Here is an 18,498-nt window from a genome sequence, read left to right on the forward strand (position 1 = left end):
CGGTCGGTGGTCAATGGGCGGTGGCCGTGGGTGCGGGGGCGGACGCGTACTCGGGTGTGGGCTCGGCCGTGGGCCCGCCGGGGACGGCACGGGGCGGTAGGACGCCGGTCACCGGGTCCGGGGCGTGCGCGATGAGCGTGATGGCGGGGAACTTCACGAGGCCGACCGCCGGTTGCGCTGCCGGTCGTCGGGGTGGGTCAGGCCGAGGTGGTCCCGGAGTGTGGTTCCGGTGTAGTCGTGGCGGAACACACCGCGTTCCTGGAGCAGCGGGACGACCGTGTCGGCGAACTCGTCGAGGCCGCCGGGGGTGAGGTGCGGGACCAGGATGAATCCGTCCGCGGCGTCCGTCTGGACGAAGGTGTCGATGGTCTCGGCGACGGTCGCCGGGGAGCCGACGAACGACTGGCGTCCGGTGGTCTCGATGACCAGCTCGCGGATGGAGAGGTTCTCGGCCGCGGCGCGTTCGCGCCATTGCCTGGCGACCGTGACCGGGTCGCGGAACATCCGGACGCTCGCCCTGCCGCGGGCGATGGTGTGCTCGCCGGGGTCCGGGTCGATGTCGGGGAGCGGGCCGTCCGGGTCGTAGCCGGACAGGTCCCGGTTCCAGACGTGCTCCAGGTACTTGATCGCGGTCTGCCCGCTGACCTGCTGGCGCCGTACCTCATGCGCCCGCTCTCGCGCCTCGGCGTCCGTGTCGCCCAGGACGAAGGTCGCCGCGGGGAGGATCAGCAGCTGGTCGTGGGTACGCCCGTGGCCCGCCAGGCGTCGTTTGACGTCGGTGTAGAAGTCCCGTCCGGCGTCCAGGGTACTGTGCCGGCTGAAGATGGCGTCGGCGCTCGACGCGGCGAACTCGCGGCCCTCCTCGGAGTCGCCGGCCTGGAAGATCACGGGGCGGCCCTGGGGGCTGCGGGGTACGTCGAACTGCCCGGCGATGTCGAAGTGCCGGCCCCGGTGGACGAAGGCTCCGGCTCGCGCGTCCTTGAGGAAGATCCCGGAGTCGCGGTCGGCGACGATCTCGTCACCGTGCCAGGAGTCGAACAGTTCGGTGGCGGTGGCGAGGAACTCCTCGGCCCTGGAGTATCGCTGGTCCTGGGGGAGGAAGCCGCCGCGGCGGAAGTTCTCGCCGGTGAAGGCATCCCAGGAGGTGACGACGTTCCAGGCGGCGCGTCCGCCCGACAGGTGGTCGAGACTGGCGAACTGGCGGGCCACCTCGTAGGGCTCGTTGAAGGTGGAGTTGATGGTGCCGGTCAGGCCGAGCCGTTCGGTGACGGCGGCGAGAGCGGACAGGACGGTGAAGGTGTCCGGACGACCCACTACGTCCAAGTCGTATATCTGACCGTTCTGTTCACGCAGTCGCAGTCCCTCGGCGAGGAACAGGAAGTCGAACTTGGCGCGTTCGGCGGTCCGCGCGAAGTGCGCGAACGAGCTGAACTCGATATGGCTGCCGGCCCGTGGGTCGCTCCACACCGTGGTGTTGTTGACGCCCGGGAAGTGGGCGGCGAGGTGGATCTGCTTCAGGGGCTTGCCCGTGATCGGGTCGCTGGGGGCGGCGAGGCTCGTGCGGGTGGCGTTGGTACGGGTGGCCGTCGTGCGGGTGGCGTTCGTGGGGCTGGCGTCCGTGCGGGCGGCGTTCGCGTCGGTGCGGCTCATGGTCGTGTGGTTCCTCCGGCTCAGGCGGCCGCGTAACGGTTGGCGGGGCGCGCCAGTCCGAGCAGGCCGCGCAGGGTGTTCGCCTCGTAGGCGCGCCGGAAGGCTCCTCGGCGCTGGAGTTCCGGCACCAGGGCGCGGGTGATGCGCTCCAGGTCGTGCCCGACGACGCCGGGGCGCAGCCTGAAGCCGCTCAGTCCGGCCGCGCGCAGTTCCAGCAGCAGGTCCGCGAGTTGGGCGGGCGTGCCGGTGAACACCTGGGCGTCGGAGGTGAAGGCGTGTCCCGCGAGGTCGTCCAGGCGGCTTCTGCGGTCGCTCGCCGCCGTGGGGTCGTCGTCCAGGAACACGACCAGGTCGCCGAAGACGTGGAGCGCGTCCCCGGCCCGGCCGGCCTCGGCCTGGGCGGCGCGGATCTCGGCGACGGCGGCGCGGGCCTGGCCGGTGTCGTGCGGGGTGACGTAGCCGATGTCGGCGGTGCGGCCCACCAGCCGGTACGGCGTGCTGTGGTGCGCGAGGGCGCTGACGACGGGCTGGCCCTGCGGTGGCCTGGGTGTGATGGAGGGCCCCTTGACGCTGAAGTGGCGGCCCTCGAAGTCGATGTAGTGCAGTTTGTCGCGGTCGATGAAGCGGCCGGTGGCGGCGTCGCGGATCTCCGCGTCGTCCTCCCAGCTGTCCCACAGGCGGCGCACCACCTCGACGTAGTCGGCGGCCTCATCGAAGAGCTCGTCGATGAGGGCGCTGCCCTCCGGTGTGCCGTGGTCCCCGGGGCCGAGGCGGGGGAACGTGCGGCGGCCGAAGTGCGCCGCCTCGTCCTGCCGTGCCGACACCTTCAGGCGCAGCCCCGCGCGGCCGCCGCTGACGTAGTCGAGGGTGGCGATCGCCTTGGACAGGTGGAACGGCTCGGTGTGGGTGGCGACCACGGTCGGCACGAGCCCGATGTGCCGGGTCAGCGGTGCGGTCCGGGCGGCGACGAGTACCGCGTCGAGCCGTCCGCGCACCTGGTCGGTGCGGCCGTCCGGGTCCGTGGGGTGCGAGGACTGGAGAGCGAGCGCGTCCTCGAAGGTGACGAAGTCGAGCAGGCCGCGTTCGGCCTCGGTCACGAGGCCGGCCCAGTAGCCGGCGGTGAGCAGGTCGTGGGGGCGGGCGCCGGGCTCGCGCCAGGCGGCGGGGTGCCAGCCGGTGCCGTCGAGGGCGACGGCGAGGTGGAGCGGGGATGCTGCGGACACGGAGTGCTGCCTTCCTTGGCGGCCGTTCGTCGATCGGTACCGGCGCTCGCGCGGAGGGGTGGGCGGCGGGCGCGCGCGGGTGGGGCAGGGGTCTGGCCTGTGGGATCCGGGGCGGAGGTCAGGGGCGACAGAGCGCGCCGGCCACCCGCCCCAGGTCGATGTGGGTCCGGGCGTACAGGCGGACGCCGCCGGGTGCGGCGGGGACCCCGGGGATCGCCCCTGCCGCACCGGCCGCCGTGGTCCCGGCGGCCGGGGGCGTGCCGGTCGGCGCCACCGTCAGCGGGTGGTGGTCGCGCTCCGACGTGCTGGGCCTCATGTCATCGCACGTTAGGCGGTGCGGGGCGGCGGGAGGTGGAGGGCGTGTTGCAGTCACGTGAAACCGTCCGGGCTCGCCCGGGCGCGGGCCGGCAGAGCCTGGCGGATGCTTCCTCCGTCGGGCCGAACACCCAGGTCAGCGACGTATCCGGCGGGCCGTCAGGTGGCGCAACAATCCAGCAACACCACTATCCCTACCGGGTGGCTAGGGTTCGAGCCATGCCGCCCACCGACCGCATCCGAGACCACGCCGGCCAAGGCGCCGCGACCACGGTCGCCGCCCACCGCAGCCGGCGCAGGCTGCGCGCCGACCGGGCCAGGCAACTCGCCGACCTGCTGCGCCGCCAGCTCCTCACCGGCGCCTTCCCCGACGGGGCGCTCCCCCACGAGTCGACCCTCGCCGGCGACTACGGCGCCTCGCGCAACACCGTCCGCCAGGCCCTCGACCTGCTGCGCGGCGAGGGGCTCGTGGAGCGTCTGCCCGGGGTCGGCACCCTGGTCGTGGCCGAGAAGTACCCGCACGGCCTCGACCGTCTGATGGGCCTCGCGGAGACCCTCCGCGAACACGGCCGGGTCACCAACGAGGTCCGTACCATGGGCCCCGTGCCGGCCCCCGCGCCGGTCGCCGACCGCCTCGACGTGCCGCCGGGCGCCGACGTCCTGTACATCGAGCGGCTGCGCCGGCTCAACGGCCTGCCCCTCTCCCTCGACCTCACCTACATCCCGCTCGACGTCGGCACCGCGCTGCTCTCGGCGGACCTGGAGAACACCGATGTCTTCCGGCTGCTGGAGGCGGCCTGCGGGCTGCCGCTCGGGCACGCCGAGATCACCCTGGAGGCGGTCAACGCGGACGCCCACTCCGCCGCCGTACTGCAGGCACCGCAGGGCGCGGCCGTCCTGATGCTGGAACGCCTCACCCATCTGGCCGACGGGCGGCCCGTCGACCTCGAGTTCATCCGCTTCCGCGGCGACCGCATCACGATGAGCGGTCTGCTGCGCCGCTCCGTCTGACGCCGGCCGTCAGCAGCCGGCCGAGAAGCACAACCTTCCCTTGAGGACACTGGAGACAGCCATGCCCTTGGCGCCCCAGCGGGCCGACGTGCCCGTGACCATCGACGAGTCGAAGTGCATCGACGGCTGCACGCTCTGCGTGGACATGTGCCCACTCGACTCCCTCGCCATCGACGTCAGCAGCGGCAAGGCGTACATGCACGTCGACGAGTGCTGGTACTGCGGCCCCTGCGCGGCCCGCTGTCCCACCGGAGCCGTCACGGTCAACATGCCCTATCTGCTCCGTTGAGAGGCCCCCACTCCCATGAAACGCACGGCAGTCGCACTCGCCGCCGCCACTCTGCTGCTCCCGCTGTCCGCCTGCGGCGGCAGCGCCGAGGCGGGCGACGGCTCCACGGTCACCGTCACCGTCGGATACCAGTCCAAAACCATCAACACGGTCACCGCCGGCACCCTGCTGCGCTCCCTCGGCTACTTCGAGAAGCAGCTGAACGCCCTCCACGACGGAAGGACGTACAAGGTCGTCTGGCAGGACTACGCGACCGGCGCCCCCATCACCGCCCAGATGACCGCCGGGAAGATCGACATCGGCTCGATGGGCGACTTCCCGCTGCTCATCAACGCGGCCCGCGGGCAGCAGCTGGGCAAGCCCACCCGACTGGTCTCGGTCACCGGCTACAACCTCAAGGGCGGTCTGAACACGGTCGTCGTCGCACCGGGCTCCCGGCTCACCTCCCTGAGCGGGCTGAAGGGCAAGAAGGTCTCCACGAGCGTCGGTTCGGCCGCCGACGGCACCCTCGTACGGGCCCTGCAGCGAGCCGGCATCGACCCCGACACCGGCATACAGAAGCTCAACCAGCAGCCGGCGGTGGGCGCTTCGGCCCTCTCGGCGGGCAGCGCGGACGCGCTGTCCCAGTTCGTGGCCTGGCCGGGGCTGCTCGCCTACCAGGGCAAGGCCAAGGCGCTGTACGACGGAGCGCAGCTGAACCTCCCGACCTTCCACGGGGTCACCGCCCGTGCGGACTTCGCCGAGCGGCGCCCGGCGGTACTGGAGGCGTTCCTGAAGGCGCAGGCGGAGGCGACGGACTACCTCGACGCCCGTCCGGTGCGCGCGGCCGAGAAGGTCGCCGGGGCCACCGGCCTGCCCGCCGAGGTCGTCTACCTCTACAACGGCGCCCACGGCATCTCCACCTTCGACCCGGCCGTCAAGCCGAAGCTCGTCGCCGCGCTCCGGCAGGACGTGTCCGTCCTGAAGGCGGCCAAGCTGACCGGTGACATCGACGTGGACTCGTTCGTCGACGACCGGTACGTCAGGAAGGCCCTCGGTGCCGGCTACGCCGAGCGGCTGGCCGCCGGGCCGCCCGCCACCGCGAGCGAGGTCTGGCCCAAGGGCGCCGCGAAGACGCGGAGTTTCGCCTCCCCCGCCCAGCTTCTCGCCTATGTCGCCCGCCACCGGAGCGGCGTCCGCGGCGCGTACGTACCCGACGCCACCACCGGCACCCTCTGGTTCGCCGACAAGGCCGTCTGGGTGGCGGACGGCGAGCGGCTGCTGCCGTTCGTCGCCCCGGCCACCGCGCGGGCCTACACGGCCGGGCACCGCGGCGCCCGGGTGGTCACGTACGCGGACGCCCTGGGCCGGGCGTCGTGAGCCGCTACCCCGGGAGGGCGGGCCGGCTCGCGCTGCGGGCCGGCTCGCTGGCCGCCGCGCTCGGCCTGTGGCAGCTGCTGACCACCCTCGACGTGAACCTGTGGCTGCGCTTCGCGCAGTTCCCGACCGTGACGGACGTGGCCCGGACCTTCGCCGGCCGGCTCTCCGGGCCCGACTACTGGACCGACCTCACCGACAGCCTCACCCGTATCGTGACCGGCTTCCTGCTCGCCGCCGTGCTGGGCGTGGCCACCGGCGTGCTCGTGGCACGCTCGCGGCTCGCCGAGGACCTGCTCGGCCCGGTCGTCGAGGTGGTGCGGCCCGTCCCGGCCATCGCCATGGTCCCCGTGGCCATCCTCCTGTTCCCCTCCAACGAGCAGGGCATCGTCTTCATCACCTGCACGGCCGCCTTCTTCCCCGTGCTGGTCTCCACCCGGCACGCGGTGCGCGCCCTGGCGCCGGTCTGGGAGGAGGCGGTGCGCACGATGGGCGGCGGCCGGTGGCGGATCCTGTGGTCCGTCGTCCTGCCGGGCGCGCTGCCCGGCATCTTCGGCGGCCTGTCCGTCGGCATCGGCGTGTCCTGGATCTGCGTGATCTCCGCCGAGATGATCTCCGGCCAGTACGGCGTCGGTTACCGCACCTGGCAGGACTACACGATCGTCGACTACCCGGGCGTCTTCGTCGGCATGGTCACCATCGGCCTGCTCGGCTGGCTCACGTCCACCTCCGTCGAACTGATCGGCCGCCGCCTCACCCGCTGGCTGCCGCGTACCTCCTACGTCCCCGGCGCCCGGCCCCGGCCCGCCCGGGCCCGTGTCACCACGACCGCCACCCCACCCGCCGGGCCCGAGGCCGAGGAGGCACGCGATGAGCACTTCGTCTGAGACCGTGCGGGCCGGGACGAAGGCCGTGCCGGCGGGCGCGCGCGGCACCCGCCTCACCCTGCGCGGCGCCCTGCTCGGCCGGCCGGACGCCCCGGCGGTGTCCGACGTCCGGCTGGAGGTCGACGCGGGCGAGATCCTCACCGTCGTCGGCCCCTCCGGCTGCGGCAAGTCGACGCTGCTGCGCACCTGGGCCGGGTTGCTGCCCGTGCTGGACGGTGCGGTGGAGCAGGACGGCCGGCCGCTGACCGGCCCGGGCGCGGACCGGGCGCTGGTCTTCCAGGAGGACGCCCTGCTGCCCTGGCGCACCCTGCGCGCCAACGTCGAACTGCCCCTCGCCATCCGGGGCCTGCCCCGCGCCCAGCGCAGGGACCAGGCCGAAGAGTGGCTGACCCGGGTCGGACTCGCCGATCGTGTACGGCAGTTGCCGCACCGTGTCTCGGGCGGGCAGCGCCAGCGTGCCCAGTTGGCCCGCGCCCTCGCCGGACGCCCCCGTGCCCTGCTGATGGACGAGCCCTTCGGCGGGCTCGACGCCCAGACCCGCGCCGGCATGCAGGACCTGCTGGTCGAGGTGTTGCGCGGCACCGGCGCGACCGTCGTCTTCGTCACCCACGACGTGGACGAGGCCCTGTTCCTCGGCGACCGCGTGGCCGTGCTCGGCGCGGGCCGCCTCCTCGCCGTACGGGACGTACCGCGCCCGCGCGAGCGCGCCGCCCACGACGATCCGGCGCGCACCGCCCTGCGCCGCGACCTGCTCACGTCACTCGGTTCTTGAAAGGCACCCTGGTGGACACCCCTCTGGAGATCCCGGCCCGCACCGACGCCGAGGAGCTGACCTGCGACGTCCTCGTCATCGGCGGAGGCACGGCCGGCACCATGGCGGCGCTGACCGCCGCCGAGCACGGCGCGGACGTCCTGCTGCTGGAGAAGGCCCACGTACGGCACTCCGGCGCCCTCGCCATGGGCATGGACGGCGTCAACAACGCGGTCATCCCGGGCCGGGCCGAACCCGACGACTACGTCGCCGAGATCACCCGCGCCAACGACGGCATCGTCGACCAGTCCACCGTCCGCCAGACCGCGACCCGCGGCTTCGCGATGGTGCGGCGGCTGGAGTCGTACGGGGTGAAGTTCGAGAAGGACGAGCACGGCGAGTACGCCGTCCGGCAGGTGCACCGGTCCGGCTCGTACGTCCTGCCGATGCCGGAGGGCAAGGACGTCAAGAAGGTTCTCTACCGGCAGTTGCGCCGGCGTGAGATGCGGGAGCGGATCCGGATCGAGAACCGGGTGATGCCGGTCCGCGTGCTGACAGTGGCGGGGCGGGCGGTGGGCGCGGTCGGGTTCAACACCCGCACGGGCGCGTTCGTCACCGTCCGCGCGGGCGCGGTCATCCTCGCGACCGGCGCCTGCGGACGGCTGGGCCTGCCCGCCTCCGGCTATCTGTACGGCACGTACGAGAACCCGACCAACGCGGGTGACGGCTACGCGATGGCGTACCACGCGGGGGCCGAACTGACCGGCATCGAGTGCTTCCAGATCAACCCGCTGATCAAGGACTACAACGGCCCTGCCTGCGCGTACGTCGCCAACCCCTTCGGCGGTTACCAGGTCAACCGGCACGGCGAGCGCTTCGTCGACTCCGACTACTGGTCGGGACAGATGATGGCGGAGTTCGCGGCGGAGGTCGCCTCGGACCGCGGCCCGGTGTACCTGAAGCTGAGCCACCTGCCGGAGGAGTCGATCTCGGCGCTGGAGTCGATCCTGCACTCGACCGAGCGCCCCACCCGCGGCACGTTCCACGCCGGACGCGGCCACGACTACCGCACCCACGACGTCGAGATGCACATCTCCGAGATCGGCCTGTGCGGCGGGCACTCGGCCTCGGGGGTACGGGTCGACGACCACGCCCGTACGACCGTCCCGCGCCTGTACGCGGCCGGCGACCTGGCGTGCGTGCCGCACAACTACATGATCGGCGCGTTCGTCTTCGGCGAGCTCGCGGGAGTGGACGCCGCGCGGTACACGCCGTACGAAGGACCGCTCCCGGCCCACCAGTTGGACGAGGCGCACGAACTGATCTACCGTCCGCTGCGCAACCCCGACGGCCCGCCGCAGCCGCAGGTCGAGTACAAGCTGCGCCGCTTCGTGAACGACTACGTGGCGCCGCCCAAGACGGGCGCGCGGCTGTCCCTCGCCCTGGAGGCGTTCGAGCGGATGCGCGCCGACATCGCCGGGATGGGCGCGCGGACCCCGCACGAGCTGATGCGCTGCGCGGAGGTCACCTTCATCCGCGACTGCGCGGAGATGGCGGCGCGCGCCTCGCTGGCCCGCACGGAGTCGCGGTGGGGCTTGTACCACGACCGCCTCGACCACCCCCACCGCGACGACGCGTCCTGGTTCCACCACCTCGATCTGCGGAAGTCGCCGTCCGGCGCGATGGAGTTCACGGCGCGTCCCGTGGCGCCCTATCTGGTGCCGGTCCCGGGGTACACGCCGGCCGGCGGGCCCTCCCGCCCGCTCGGTCAGGTTCATCCGGACCAGGTGGCGACGGCGGGTGCCCGGGAGGCGGCCCCGGTGACGACGCGGATCGAGCCCGCCGCCGCCACCACCGCTCACCCCGGCACCGACGCGGGGACACCCGCCACACCACGGCTCCTGGAGCTCCTCGCGCTCACCGAGGAACAGCCCGAACTGGACGCGCTCGCACCCTACTTGGGCGACCCGGAACCCGCTGTCCGCCGTACCGCCATCGCGGTGCTGACGGAGACCACCCCGGCCGGGACCGGAGCGGCCCTGGCCGCGGCGCTCACCGACACCGACGCGAGCGTCCGCGCCGCCGCGGCCGCCTCGCTGCGTGAGCTGGCCGAGACGCTGGCAGCGGACCCGCTCCTGCGTGACCGCCTCGTCGGCGCGCTCTCCGGGACCGATCCCGTCGTCCGCGCGGCAGCGCTCGACATCCTGCGCGGGCTGCGCGCCGGCGACGAGGACCTGTTCGCGGCCCTGCTGTCGGACCCCGACGGCGGCGTCCGTGGCGCGGCGGTACGGGCGCTCGTGTCGGTGGACGCCACGGCGGCGGTGGCCCGCGCGGCGGCCGCCGAACCGTCCCGCGAGGTCCGCGTCACGATCGCCAAGGCCCTGGCGGGCACCGGTCCCGCGGCCGACCCGGAGGTGCTCCTGCCGGCCCTCACCGGACTGGCCGGCGATCCGGACGCGCTGGTGCGCGCGGCCGCCTACGAGGCCCTGGGCGCGACCGGCTGCCCCGGCCCGCTGGCCGCGCACGCCGAGGCGGCCCTGTCCGACCCCGCCTGGCAGGTGCGGGCCGGTGCCGCGACCGCCCTGGCCGCCGCGGACCCCGGCGTGGCCGTTCCCGCCCTCGCCAAGGCCGTGTCCGACCCCAACGCAGACGTCCGCAAGGCCGCCGTACTGGCCCTGACCCGGCACCGCGGATCCGATGACGCCCGCGCGGCGCTGGCCACGGCCACGGCGGACTCGGACGCGGACGTCAGGGCCTACGCGGGGCGGGCCCTGTAGGGCCGGGGCGCCGACGAGGCGGGGGAGGCGCGCGCCTCCCCCGCCTCGTCGGCGCCGGTGCCGCCGCGGGTGTTCACCCGGCGGCCGCCAGCAGGCCGGCGGTACGGCTGCCCAGCGCCTCGGCGAACTGGTCGACGACCTGTGCGAGCGCCGTGGCCGTCCCCGGCGCGACGGTCAGCGTGCCGTCGTCACCGACCACGATGTCCCGGTCGAGGGTGAACCAGCCCTGGACGATGTGCCCGGCGCCCATGGAACTGAGCACCGGCCGGAGGGCGTAGTCGATCGCCAGGACGTGCGCGGTGCTCCCGCCGGTGGCGAGCGGCAGTACGGTCTTGCCGGCCAGACCGTACTGCGGCAGCAGGTCGAGCAGGGCCTTGAGCAGCCCGGAGTAGGCGGCCTTGTAGACGGGAGTACCGATGACGACCCCGTCGGCGCGGTCGAACAGCGCGGTCGCCTCGACGATCGCCGGGTGCTGGAAGTCGGCGCCGAGGAGCGCCTCGGCGGGAAGGGTGCGGACGTCCAGCGGGATCACCTCGTGTCCCTGGGCGGTGAGCCGGCTGTCCAGGTGGCGCAGCAGCCGGGCGGTGCGTGAGGTGGCGGAGGGGCTTCCGGAGACGGACAGGACAGTGGCCATGGCGGACCCTTCGGGGCGTGGGACGGTCGTGGGGACGGCGCGGGGCCGCGGGCTGCGGCCCCGCGCCCGTGGGCGGCCTGAACCGGCGGCTACTTGTTGGTCCTGGGCAGGCCGGGCGGGTTGACCCGGGACTTCGTCACCGCTTCGGCGGACAGCCCCCAGCGCTTGAGGACCTTGGCGTACGTGCCGTTGTCGATGATCTCGTTGAGGGCGTCGGCCAGGGCCTTGACCAGTCCGTTGTCCTTCTTGGTCGTGGCCGCGATCAGGCCCTGGAGGCCGGCGCCGGCGCCCGAGTAGGTACCGACGACCTCCGACCTCCCGGTGGTGGCCGCGTGGTAGGCGGCGGTCGGGTTCGGGCCGAGGTAGAGGTCGATCCGGCCGGACTGGAGGGCGAGGTGGGTGTCGCTGTCGTTCTGGTAGTACTTGATGTCCACCGGCTTGAGGCCGGCCTTCACGTCCTCCTTGCTCCACTCGATGAGCAGCTTCTCCTGGTTGGTGCCGCTGCCCACGGCGACCGTCTTCCCCGCGACGTCCTTGGGCCCGGTGACCTTGAGGCCGCTGCCCTTCTTCGCCTCGAAGCCGAGGTTGTCCTCGCGGTAGGAGGCGAAGTCGTACTTCTCCTTGCGCTCCTCGGTGTCGGTGATGTTGCTGAAGCCGACGTCGTACTTGCCGCTGTCGAGGCCGACGAAGATGTTCTCCCAGGAGACGGTGTTGAGGTGCGGCTTCAGGCCGAGGACGTCGGCGACCAGGTAGGCGATGTCGGGCTCGACGCCGATGACGGTCTTGTTGTCGGTGGCGTAGTAGGTGAGCGGCGCGGCGGACCCGGAGGACTCGACGATCTCCAGCGTGCCTCTCTTGCGGATCGCTTCCGGGACCTCGGCGGCGATGGAGTCGACCTTGTCCGTGGTGAATCGGTTCTGGTCGGGGCTGTTGTCGATCCGCGTCGAGGTGCCCTTCGTGGCCGCGACCGCGGTGGTGCCGCCGTCCGAGGGGTTGGCGCAGGCGGCGAGGAAGAGGGCGGAGGTGACGCCGAGTGCGACGGCGGCGGAGCGGCGGGCGGTGGCGGCGCCCCCTGTTCGAGCGGAGCCGGGAACCTGGGGGAGGGTGGACACGGTGGTTCTCCTTGCGTGGGCGTGCGTGGGCGTGCGTGGGTGCGCGGGACGGAGCGAGGGGTTGGGTGAGTGGGGCGGAGGAGTGTGGTCAGAGGACCTTGGCGAGGAAGGCGCGGGTGCGTTCCTGGCGCGGGTCGTCCAGGACGGCCCCGGGCGGCCCCTGTTCCACGACGACTCCGCCGTCCATGAACACCACGGTGTCGGCGACCTCGCGGGCGAAGCCGATCTCATGGGTGACGACGATCATGGTGGTGCCGGTGCGGGCCAGGTCCTTGATGACGTCGAGGACTTCGCCGACCAGTTCGGGGTCGAGCGCCGAGGTCGGCTCGTCGAAGAGCAGTACCTTGGGCTCCAGGGCCAGCGCGCGGGCGATGGCGACGCGCTGCTGCTGGCCGCCGGAGAGCCGGCGCGGATAGGCGTCGGCCTTGTCGGCGAGTCCGACCAGGTCCAGCAGGCGGCGAGCGGTCTCCGCCGCTTCTTTGCGCGGGCGGCGCAGTGCGGAGACGGGGGCCTCGACGAGATTGTCCAGCACGGTCAGGTGCGGGAAGAGGTTGAAGTCCTGGAAGACGAACCCGATCCGGGTGCGCTGCCTCAGTACGTCCTTCTCCTTCAGCTCGTGCAGCTTTCCGCCGGCCCGGCGGTAGCCGATGAGCTCACCGTCGATGCTGATCCAGCCCCGGTCGACCTTCTCCAGGTGGTTGATGGTGCGCAGCAGCGTGGACTTCCCGGAACCGGACGGGCCGAGGATCACGGTGACCTCGCCGGTGCGGACCTCCAGGTCGACACCGCGGAGCACGTCCAGCGGGCCGAAGCTCTTGTGGACGCCGTGGACGCCTACCATCACCTCACTGCTCATCGGCCGTCTCCCACGGGTGCGGTCTCCAGGGACTTCAGGGGTTTCAACGGCTTCAGGGGTACGACGGGCCGGCCGCCCCGGGCCGCCTCGGCGCGCAGGTCACGCAGGAAGCGGCGGGCCCGCTGGAGCGGGGTGGGCGGCGGGGTACGGTCGGCGCCCCGGGCGTAGCGGCGCTCCACGTAGTACTGGGCCACCGAGAGGACGGAGGTCAGCACCACGTACCAGGCGGTGGCGACCAGCAGCATCGGGATCACCCGGCCGGTGCGGCCGTAGATCACCTGGGCCTGGTAGAACAGCTCGCCGATGGACATCACGTAGACCACCGAGGTGCCCTTGAGCAGGCCGATGATCTCGTTGCCCGCCGTGGGCAGGATGGCGCGCATGGCCTGGGGCAGGACGATGCGGCGGATCTGGCGCAGCCGGGGGATGCCCAGCGCGGCGGCGGCCTCGAGCTGGCCCTGGTCGAGGGAGATGACGCCGCCGCGGACGATCTCGGCCGCGTAGGCGGCCTGGTGCAGCGTCAGTCCGATGACGGCGGCGCCGATGGTGCCGATGAGGCTGTTGCTGTCGACGGACCAGAACACCGGCCCGAAGGGGATGCCGACGCCCAACTCCTTGTACAGGGCGCTCAGGTTGAACCAGAACACGAGCTGGACGATCATCGGGATGGACCGGAAGATCCAGATGTAGGTCCAGGCGACGGTCTGGAGCACCGGGCTGCGCGAGAGGCGCATGAAGGCCAGGACGGTACCGAGGAGGAAGCCCAGCACGGTGGCGTAGGCGGTGAGTTGGAGGGTCACCCACACCGCTTGGACGATCGTCTCGGACAGGACGTAGTCACGGAAGACGCCCCACTCCCAGACCGGGTTGGTGGCCAGCCCGTGCGCGAACTGGGCGAGCAGCACGAGCACGGCGACGGCGGCCGCCCAGCGGGCGTAGTGGCGGGCGGGGACGACCTTGAGGGCGGCCGTGGAGTCGGGGGCGGTGTCCGCGGAGGTCGCGCCCGGCGCGGCGGTGTCGGGTGGGTTCGCGCCGGGTGGGGCGGTGTCGGTGGTGGTTGTCATCGTGTCGTCGTTCCTGCTCGACTCTTACGGGTGCTCGGGCGGGTTGATCCGCGATGCCTTGATCGCGGAGGCGGAGGTGTTCCATTTCCTGAGGATCCGGGCGTAGGCGCCGTCGTCGATCAGCTCGTTGACGGCGGCCTGGAACGCCTTGGTCAGCGGGGAGCCCTTCTTGAAGGCGAAGCCGACGTCGAGACGGTGGTACTCGCCGAGGAAGGTGGTCCGCGCCGCCGGCTGCGCGGCCTGGTAGCGCAGGCCGTTGATGGTCGACATGATCACGTCGATGCGGCCCTGCTGGAGTGCGGTGAGGGTCGCCGCGTTCTCCGAGTAGACCTTCACGTCGTACGGCTTCTTGCCCGCCTTCGCGCACACGTCCTTCTGCGCGGCGAGGGTCGCCTCGAAGGTGGTGCCGGCTCCGGTGCCGATGGTCAGGCCGCACAGCTGGGTGAGGTCGGTGACCTTCGTCCTGAGCGCGGTGCTGCCCTTCTTCACCGCGAAGCCCTGGCCGTCGTCGATGTAGGTGACGAAGTCGATGGTCTTCAGGCGCTCGGTGGTGACGCCGAAGTTGCCCGTGCCGACGTCGTACTTGCCGCTGCCGAGGGCGGGCAGGATCGTCTCGAACGAGGCGTCCTGGCGTTCCAGCCTGACCCCGAGGACCTTGGCCACCGCGTCGGCGAGGTCGATGTCCTGGCCGGCGGGCGCCTGGTCCGGGCCGTTCGGGTAGTACGCGCCGGGCGGGAACCCCACCGAAGTGCCGACGCGCAGGACGCCCGCCCTGCGCACGTCGGCGGGCAGCAGGGCGGCGACGGAGTCGACCGTGCGCACCGCGGCGACCGGGTCGTCGGTCGGGGCCGGGGACGGCCGCGCACCCACCGCCGTGCTGCCGGTGGCGTCTCCGGAGCCGCAGGCGGTCAGCGTCAGTACGGGCAGCAGCGCGATGCCGGCGGCGAGGCGCGCGCGGATCCTGGCCGTTCGGGGGCTCACAGGGCGGCTGCCTCTCCCGTGCGGGCCGCACGTGTACCGGCCGGAAGGTGCTTCTCGAAGGGCAGCGGGCCGACGGTCTCCGGGTCGGCCTCCGTGTCGAACAGCGGGGTGTAGCCGGTGGCGAGGTACAGACCACGGGCCTCGGGCTGGCGGGGTCCGGTGGTCAGGTGGATGCGCCGGTAGCCACGCGCACCGGCCTCGCGTTCCAGTTCGGCGACGACACGGCGGGCCAGGCCGCGCCGCCGGTGGGCGGAGTGCGTCCAGATCCGCTTGAGTTCGGCCGTGTTCGCGTCGTGGCGGCGGAAGGCACCGCCGGCGACGGGCCGGCCGTGCTCGAGCAGCAGCAGGAGCAGCCCTCCGTACGGCGGGGTGAACTCCTCGTCGGGGTGGCGGGCGATCTCGGCGTGGGCGTCCTTGCCGTACCTGGTGGAGTACTCGTGGCCGAGTTCGCGCAGCAGGTCTCCGACCCGTGGGTCGGAGACCGGGACGTGGACGACGTCCAAGTCACCAATTCTCGGCGGTGGTTGGGTCACGGAGGTCATTCGCCCACCGCCGCGAGGGTCTGCGTCCCGCGGGCCGCCCGCTCGGCGTCGCGCCGGGCGACCTCCTCGCGGACGGTGGGGATCACGTACCGGCCGAAGTCGATGGCGTCGCCGAGCAGGTCGTAGCCGCGGGCGGAGAGGATGTCGACGCCGAGGTCGTAGTAGTCGAGCAGGGCCTGGGCGACCGTCTCGGGGGTGCCGACCAGGGCGTTGGAGTTGCCCGCGCCACCGGTGGCGGCGGCGGTCGGGGTCCACAGGGCCCGGTCGTAGCGCTCCCCCGCCTCCGCGATGGCGATCAGCCGCTGCGAGCCGGTGTTCTGCGGGGCCGACGCGTCGGGCCCGCCCCTGCGATGGTGCCGTACGAGGCCGTCCTCACGCCGCTGCCGGATGGCACCGACCGTGCGGTGGGCCTTCTCCCAGGCCAGTTCCTCGGTCGGGGCGATGATGGGCCGGAACGCCACCTGGATGCGCGGGACGTCGGTGCGGCCCGCCGCCCTCGCGGCGGCCTTCACGTTCTCGATCTGCTCGGCGGTCTTCTCCAGGGGCTCGCCCCACAGGCAGTAGATGTCGGCCTCGGCACCCCCGGCGGCGTACGCGGCGGGTGACGAACCGCCGAACGACACCTTCGGGCGCGGCTGTTGGACGGGGAAGACGTCGCTGACGAAGTCGTGGAAGCGGTAGTGGTCGCCCTCGTGGTCGAAGGGCTCGCGCGTGGTCCAGATCTTCTTGACGAGGCGGATGTACTCGCGGGTGCGGGCGTAACGCTCGTCCTTGGTCAGGGTGTCGCCCTCACGGCCCTGTTCGTGGTCGTTGCCGCCGGTGATGAAGTGCACGGCCAGACGGCCGTCGCTGATCTGGTCGAGGGTGGCGAAGGTCTTCGCGGCGAAGGTCGGGTAGGAGACGTTCGGGCGGTGGGCGAGGAGGATCTGGAGCCGGTCGAGCCTGCTCGCGACGAACGCGGCGGCCGGTGCCGGATCAGGTGATCCGGAGCCGTAGGCGAACAGCACCCGGTCCCATCCGTGCTCCTCGTGCGCACGGGCGAGCCGGAGCGTGTACTCCTTGTCGAAGGCGGCGCCGGAGCGCGCGGTGGTCTCGGAGCCGTCGTTGGTGGCGGCGATGCCGAGGAACTCCACTGGCATGGGAGATGGCCTTTCCTCAAGTACGTGTTCCGTGCCGGGGGTTGGCGGGGGTGCGTGCGGGCACGCCGGGGCAGCCCTCGGCGCGGCACGGCAGGGTGTGACGGTGCGCGCGGGGTGCCGGGGAGCCGGAGTGAACAGGTGTGATGACGCCGGGGCCGGGGGCCTTGACGGGGTGGGGCGGCGGCAGCGCGCGGTCCGGCCGCGGAACCGTCCGCCGACCGCACGGGGCGGTCAGCGCGTGTCGGTGCGCGTCAGCGCGTGCGTACGACGGTTCCGCGAAGGGAGGAAATCGGCCCGCGTCGGAGTGACCGAGGGAGGGAAGGGCCGGTCAGACGGCCCGCTGCCGCTTCAGGCGCAACACGCGGCGGACCACACCCGACCGAAGTCGATGTGGCCACGGGTGACCAGACGCTGTGCGGCATTCATGCGGACCATTGAGCAGTACATCTCGCGTCCCGTCAACTACGGCCCGGATGCCGGACGGACGAGGGGAGGGACGAAGGGAGGGACGGAGGAAGGACCGGGGGACGGACGAGGAACGGGCGAGGAACGGACGTGAGACGAGTTCGGGACGGCTTCGGCGCGGTTGACACGCGCGCGCCGTGTCGCCCTACGATCGAGGACGGACCGGCTGCGCCGCGCGCGGCAGCCGCGCCGGCCGCGTTGAGGGACGCGGCGACCGTGATGACACCGGAACCGGGCCGCCCGCCCCCCCCCTGCCCGCGCCGTCTTCGCGCGGGGCCCGTGAACGCGTCCGCCGCCGTGTGGTCTCCGGCGTGCCCGCGTCCCTCCCCTGGAGAGAATCCTGATGGTTACGCCGTCCGACCTCGCCGATCCCTCCCGTCTCCCGGTGCCCGGACCACCCGCGGTACGCCCGAAGCCCTCCGGCCAGGACCCGGCCGACGGGCTGCCGCGTATCGTGCCGCGCCGGCACCTCGGCCGACGGCTGACGGCGGGCGTGGCACTGCTGCTGCTCGCCATGGCCGTCAACTCCGTGATCCGCAACCGTGCCTTCCAGTGGGACGTGGTCGGCCGGTATCTCACCACCGCCGCCGTGTTCGACGGGCTGCTGCTCACCCTCTGGCTCACCGGAGCGGTGATGGTGCTCGGCTTCCTGCTCGGGATCCCCTTGGCGGTGATGCGGCTGTCCGCCAACCCCGTCCTGCGCGCGTTGAGTTGGGGCTACGTCTGGATCTTCCGGTCCGCCCCGCTGCTGGTGCAGCTGCTGTTCTGGTTCAACATCGGCGCCCTCTACCCGACGCTCGGCGTCGGCATCCCCTTCGGCCCCCAGGCCGTCACCGTCAAGACGGTCAACCTGCTCGGCCCCACCCTCACCGCGGTCGTCGGGCTCACCCTGCACGAGGCCGCCTACGCCGCCGAGGTGGTCCGCGGCGGCATCCTCTCGGTGGAGGCCGGGCAGACGGAGGCCGCCCAGGCCCTCGGCATCGGCAGACTGCGCACGCTGCGCCGGATCGTCATCCCGCAGGCGATGCGCTCCATCGTGCCGGCCGCCGGGAACATGCTGATCGGCACGCTCAAGGGCACCAGCATCGTCAGCGTGCTCGCCGTGCACGACCTGCTGTACTCGGTCCAACTGGTCTACAACCAGACCTACCAGGTGATCCCGCTGCTGATGGTCGCGACGCTCTGGTACGTCGCCGTCACGACCGTGCTCAGCGTGGGGCAGTTCTACATCGAACGCCACTATGCGCGCGGTGCGGCCCGCGCCCTGCCACCCACGCCCCTGCGCAGGCTCAGGGTGCGCGGGGCCGAGCTGCGCTCCCGGCTGGAGCGGGCGACCGCGCCGGAGGCCCGCCCACCGGTCGACGCGGACCGGTGAGGCCGGCCGGCCCGTGACCTTCCCTACATTTCCTATCGATTTACTAGGGAAGCGTTGACGTTCCCGGTGCG

At 72.5% G+C, this 18,498-nt stretch carries 18 protein-coding genes; 7 read left to right on the top strand and 11 right to left on the bottom strand.

Annotation, left to right across the window (positions count from 1 at the left end):
• Positions 1 to 10: 10 nt before the first annotated feature.
• The 4 genes from PV343_RS16115 to PV343_RS16130 form a co-directional block, all read right to left on the bottom strand.
• Positions 11 to 157, bottom strand: a complete 147-nt coding sequence (locus PV343_RS16115) for a hypothetical protein (RefSeq protein WP_319147593.1) — start codon at positions 155 to 157, stop codon at positions 11 to 13.
• Positions 154 to 1,533: an NtaA/DmoA family FMN-dependent monooxygenase gene (locus PV343_RS16120; RefSeq protein ID WP_319147689.1), complete on the bottom strand. Its 1,380-nt coding sequence runs from the start codon at positions 1,531 to 1,533 to the stop codon at positions 154 to 156. The genes PV343_RS16115 and PV343_RS16120 overlap by 4 nt, the downstream gene beginning before the upstream one ends.
• A 137-nt stretch (positions 1,534 to 1,670) precedes the next feature.
• Positions 1,671 to 2,873, bottom strand: coding sequence for an LLM class flavin-dependent oxidoreductase (locus PV343_RS16125; RefSeq protein ID WP_319147594.1), 1,203 nt, complete (start codon positions 2,871 to 2,873; stop codon positions 1,671 to 1,673).
• Positions 2,874 to 2,991: 118 nt separating this feature from the next.
• The gene (locus PV343_RS16130; protein WP_319147595.1) at positions 2,992 to 3,189 is read right to left on the bottom strand and encodes a putative leader peptide; all 198 of its coding nucleotides are present in this window, start codon (positions 3,187 to 3,189) and stop codon (positions 2,992 to 2,994) included.
• A gap of 218 nt (positions 3,190 to 3,407) precedes the next feature.
• Here PV343_RS16130 and PV343_RS16135 point away from each other — a divergent pair, with 218 nt between their 5' ends.
• The 6 genes from PV343_RS16135 to PV343_RS16160 all read left to right on the top strand — a co-directional run bounded on the left by PV343_RS16135 (position 3,408) and on the right by PV343_RS16160 (position 10,259).
• Positions 3,408 to 4,199 carry a GntR family transcriptional regulator gene (locus PV343_RS16135; RefSeq protein ID WP_319147596.1) on the top strand — a complete coding sequence of 264 codons (792 nt, stop codon included), beginning with the start codon at positions 3,408 to 3,410 and terminating at the stop codon, positions 4,197 to 4,199.
• Positions 4,200 to 4,260: 61 nt separating this feature from the next.
• Positions 4,261 to 4,488, top strand: coding sequence for a ferredoxin family protein (locus PV343_RS16140; RefSeq protein ID WP_055491243.1), 228 nt, complete (start codon positions 4,261 to 4,263; stop codon positions 4,486 to 4,488).
• Between the two features lie 15 nt (positions 4,489 to 4,503).
• Entirely contained in the window at positions 4,504 to 5,847 is a 1,344-nt protein-coding gene (locus PV343_RS16145; protein WP_319147597.1) for an ABC transporter substrate-binding protein, read from the top strand.
• A complete protein-coding gene (locus PV343_RS16150) occupies positions 5,844 to 6,731 on the top strand; it encodes an ABC transporter permease (RefSeq protein WP_319147598.1) in 888 nt (295 codons plus the stop codon). Before PV343_RS16145 ends, PV343_RS16150 begins: the two co-directional genes overlap by 4 nt.
• Positions 6,715 to 7,503: an ABC transporter ATP-binding protein gene (locus PV343_RS16155; RefSeq protein WP_319147599.1), complete on the top strand. Its 789-nt coding sequence runs from the start codon at positions 6,715 to 6,717 to the stop codon at positions 7,501 to 7,503. The genes PV343_RS16150 and PV343_RS16155 overlap by 17 nt, the downstream gene beginning before the upstream one ends.
• 11 nt (positions 7,504 to 7,514) lie before the next feature.
• Positions 7,515 to 10,259 carry a fumarate reductase/succinate dehydrogenase flavoprotein subunit gene (locus PV343_RS16160; protein WP_388241161.1) on the top strand — a complete coding sequence of 915 codons (2,745 nt, stop codon included), beginning with the start codon at positions 7,515 to 7,517 and terminating at the stop codon, positions 10,257 to 10,259.
• 73 nt (positions 10,260 to 10,332) lie between these two features.
• On the opposite strand, the gene ssuE is transcribed toward PV343_RS16160, so the two are convergent.
• From ssuE to PV343_RS16195, 7 genes are all read right to left on the bottom strand, one after another.
• A complete protein-coding gene (gene ssuE / locus PV343_RS16165) occupies positions 10,333 to 10,893 on the bottom strand; it encodes an NADPH-dependent FMN reductase (RefSeq protein ID WP_319147600.1) in 561 nt (186 codons plus the stop codon).
• 89 nt (positions 10,894 to 10,982) lie between these two features.
• A complete protein-coding gene (locus tag PV343_RS16170; protein ID WP_319147601.1) occupies positions 10,983 to 12,005 on the bottom strand; it encodes an ABC transporter substrate-binding protein in 1,023 nt (340 codons plus the stop codon).
• Between the two features lie 88 nt (positions 12,006 to 12,093).
• Positions 12,094 to 12,861, bottom strand: coding sequence for an amino acid ABC transporter ATP-binding protein (locus PV343_RS16175; protein WP_319147602.1), 768 nt, complete (start codon positions 12,859 to 12,861; stop codon positions 12,094 to 12,096).
• The gene (locus tag PV343_RS16180) at positions 12,858 to 13,925 is read right to left on the bottom strand and encodes an amino acid ABC transporter permease (protein ID WP_319147603.1); all 1,068 of its coding nucleotides are present in this window, start codon (positions 13,923 to 13,925) and stop codon (positions 12,858 to 12,860) included. The genes PV343_RS16175 and PV343_RS16180 overlap by 4 nt, the downstream gene beginning before the upstream one ends.
• A gap of 24 nt (positions 13,926 to 13,949) precedes the next feature.
• Positions 13,950 to 14,906 (bottom strand): ABC transporter substrate-binding protein, encoded by a 957-nt coding sequence (locus PV343_RS16185; protein WP_319147604.1) that lies wholly within the window; start codon positions 14,904 to 14,906, stop codon positions 13,950 to 13,952.
• Entirely contained in the window at positions 14,903 to 15,448 is a 546-nt protein-coding gene (locus PV343_RS16190) for a GNAT family N-acetyltransferase (RefSeq protein WP_319147605.1), read from the bottom strand. The genes PV343_RS16185 and PV343_RS16190 overlap by 4 nt, the downstream gene beginning before the upstream one ends.
• Positions 15,445 to 16,587 (bottom strand): LLM class flavin-dependent oxidoreductase, encoded by a 1,143-nt coding sequence (locus PV343_RS16195; RefSeq protein ID WP_319147606.1) that lies wholly within the window; start codon positions 16,585 to 16,587, stop codon positions 15,445 to 15,447. Before PV343_RS16195 ends, PV343_RS16190 begins: the two co-directional genes overlap by 4 nt.
• An 808-nt stretch (positions 16,588 to 17,395) precedes the next feature.
• Between PV343_RS16195 and PV343_RS16200 the strand changes: the two genes are divergently transcribed.
• Positions 17,396 to 18,427: an amino acid ABC transporter permease gene (locus PV343_RS16200; protein WP_319147607.1), complete on the top strand. Its 1,032-nt coding sequence runs from the start codon at positions 17,396 to 17,398 to the stop codon at positions 18,425 to 18,427.
• Positions 18,428 to 18,498: the final 71 nt, after the last annotated feature.

The sequence above is a fragment of the Streptomyces sp. WI03-4A genome (assembly GCF_033792105.1).
GTDB classification, from domain to species: Bacteria; Actinomycetota; Actinomycetes; order Streptomycetales; family Streptomycetaceae; genus Streptomyces; species Streptomyces collinus_A.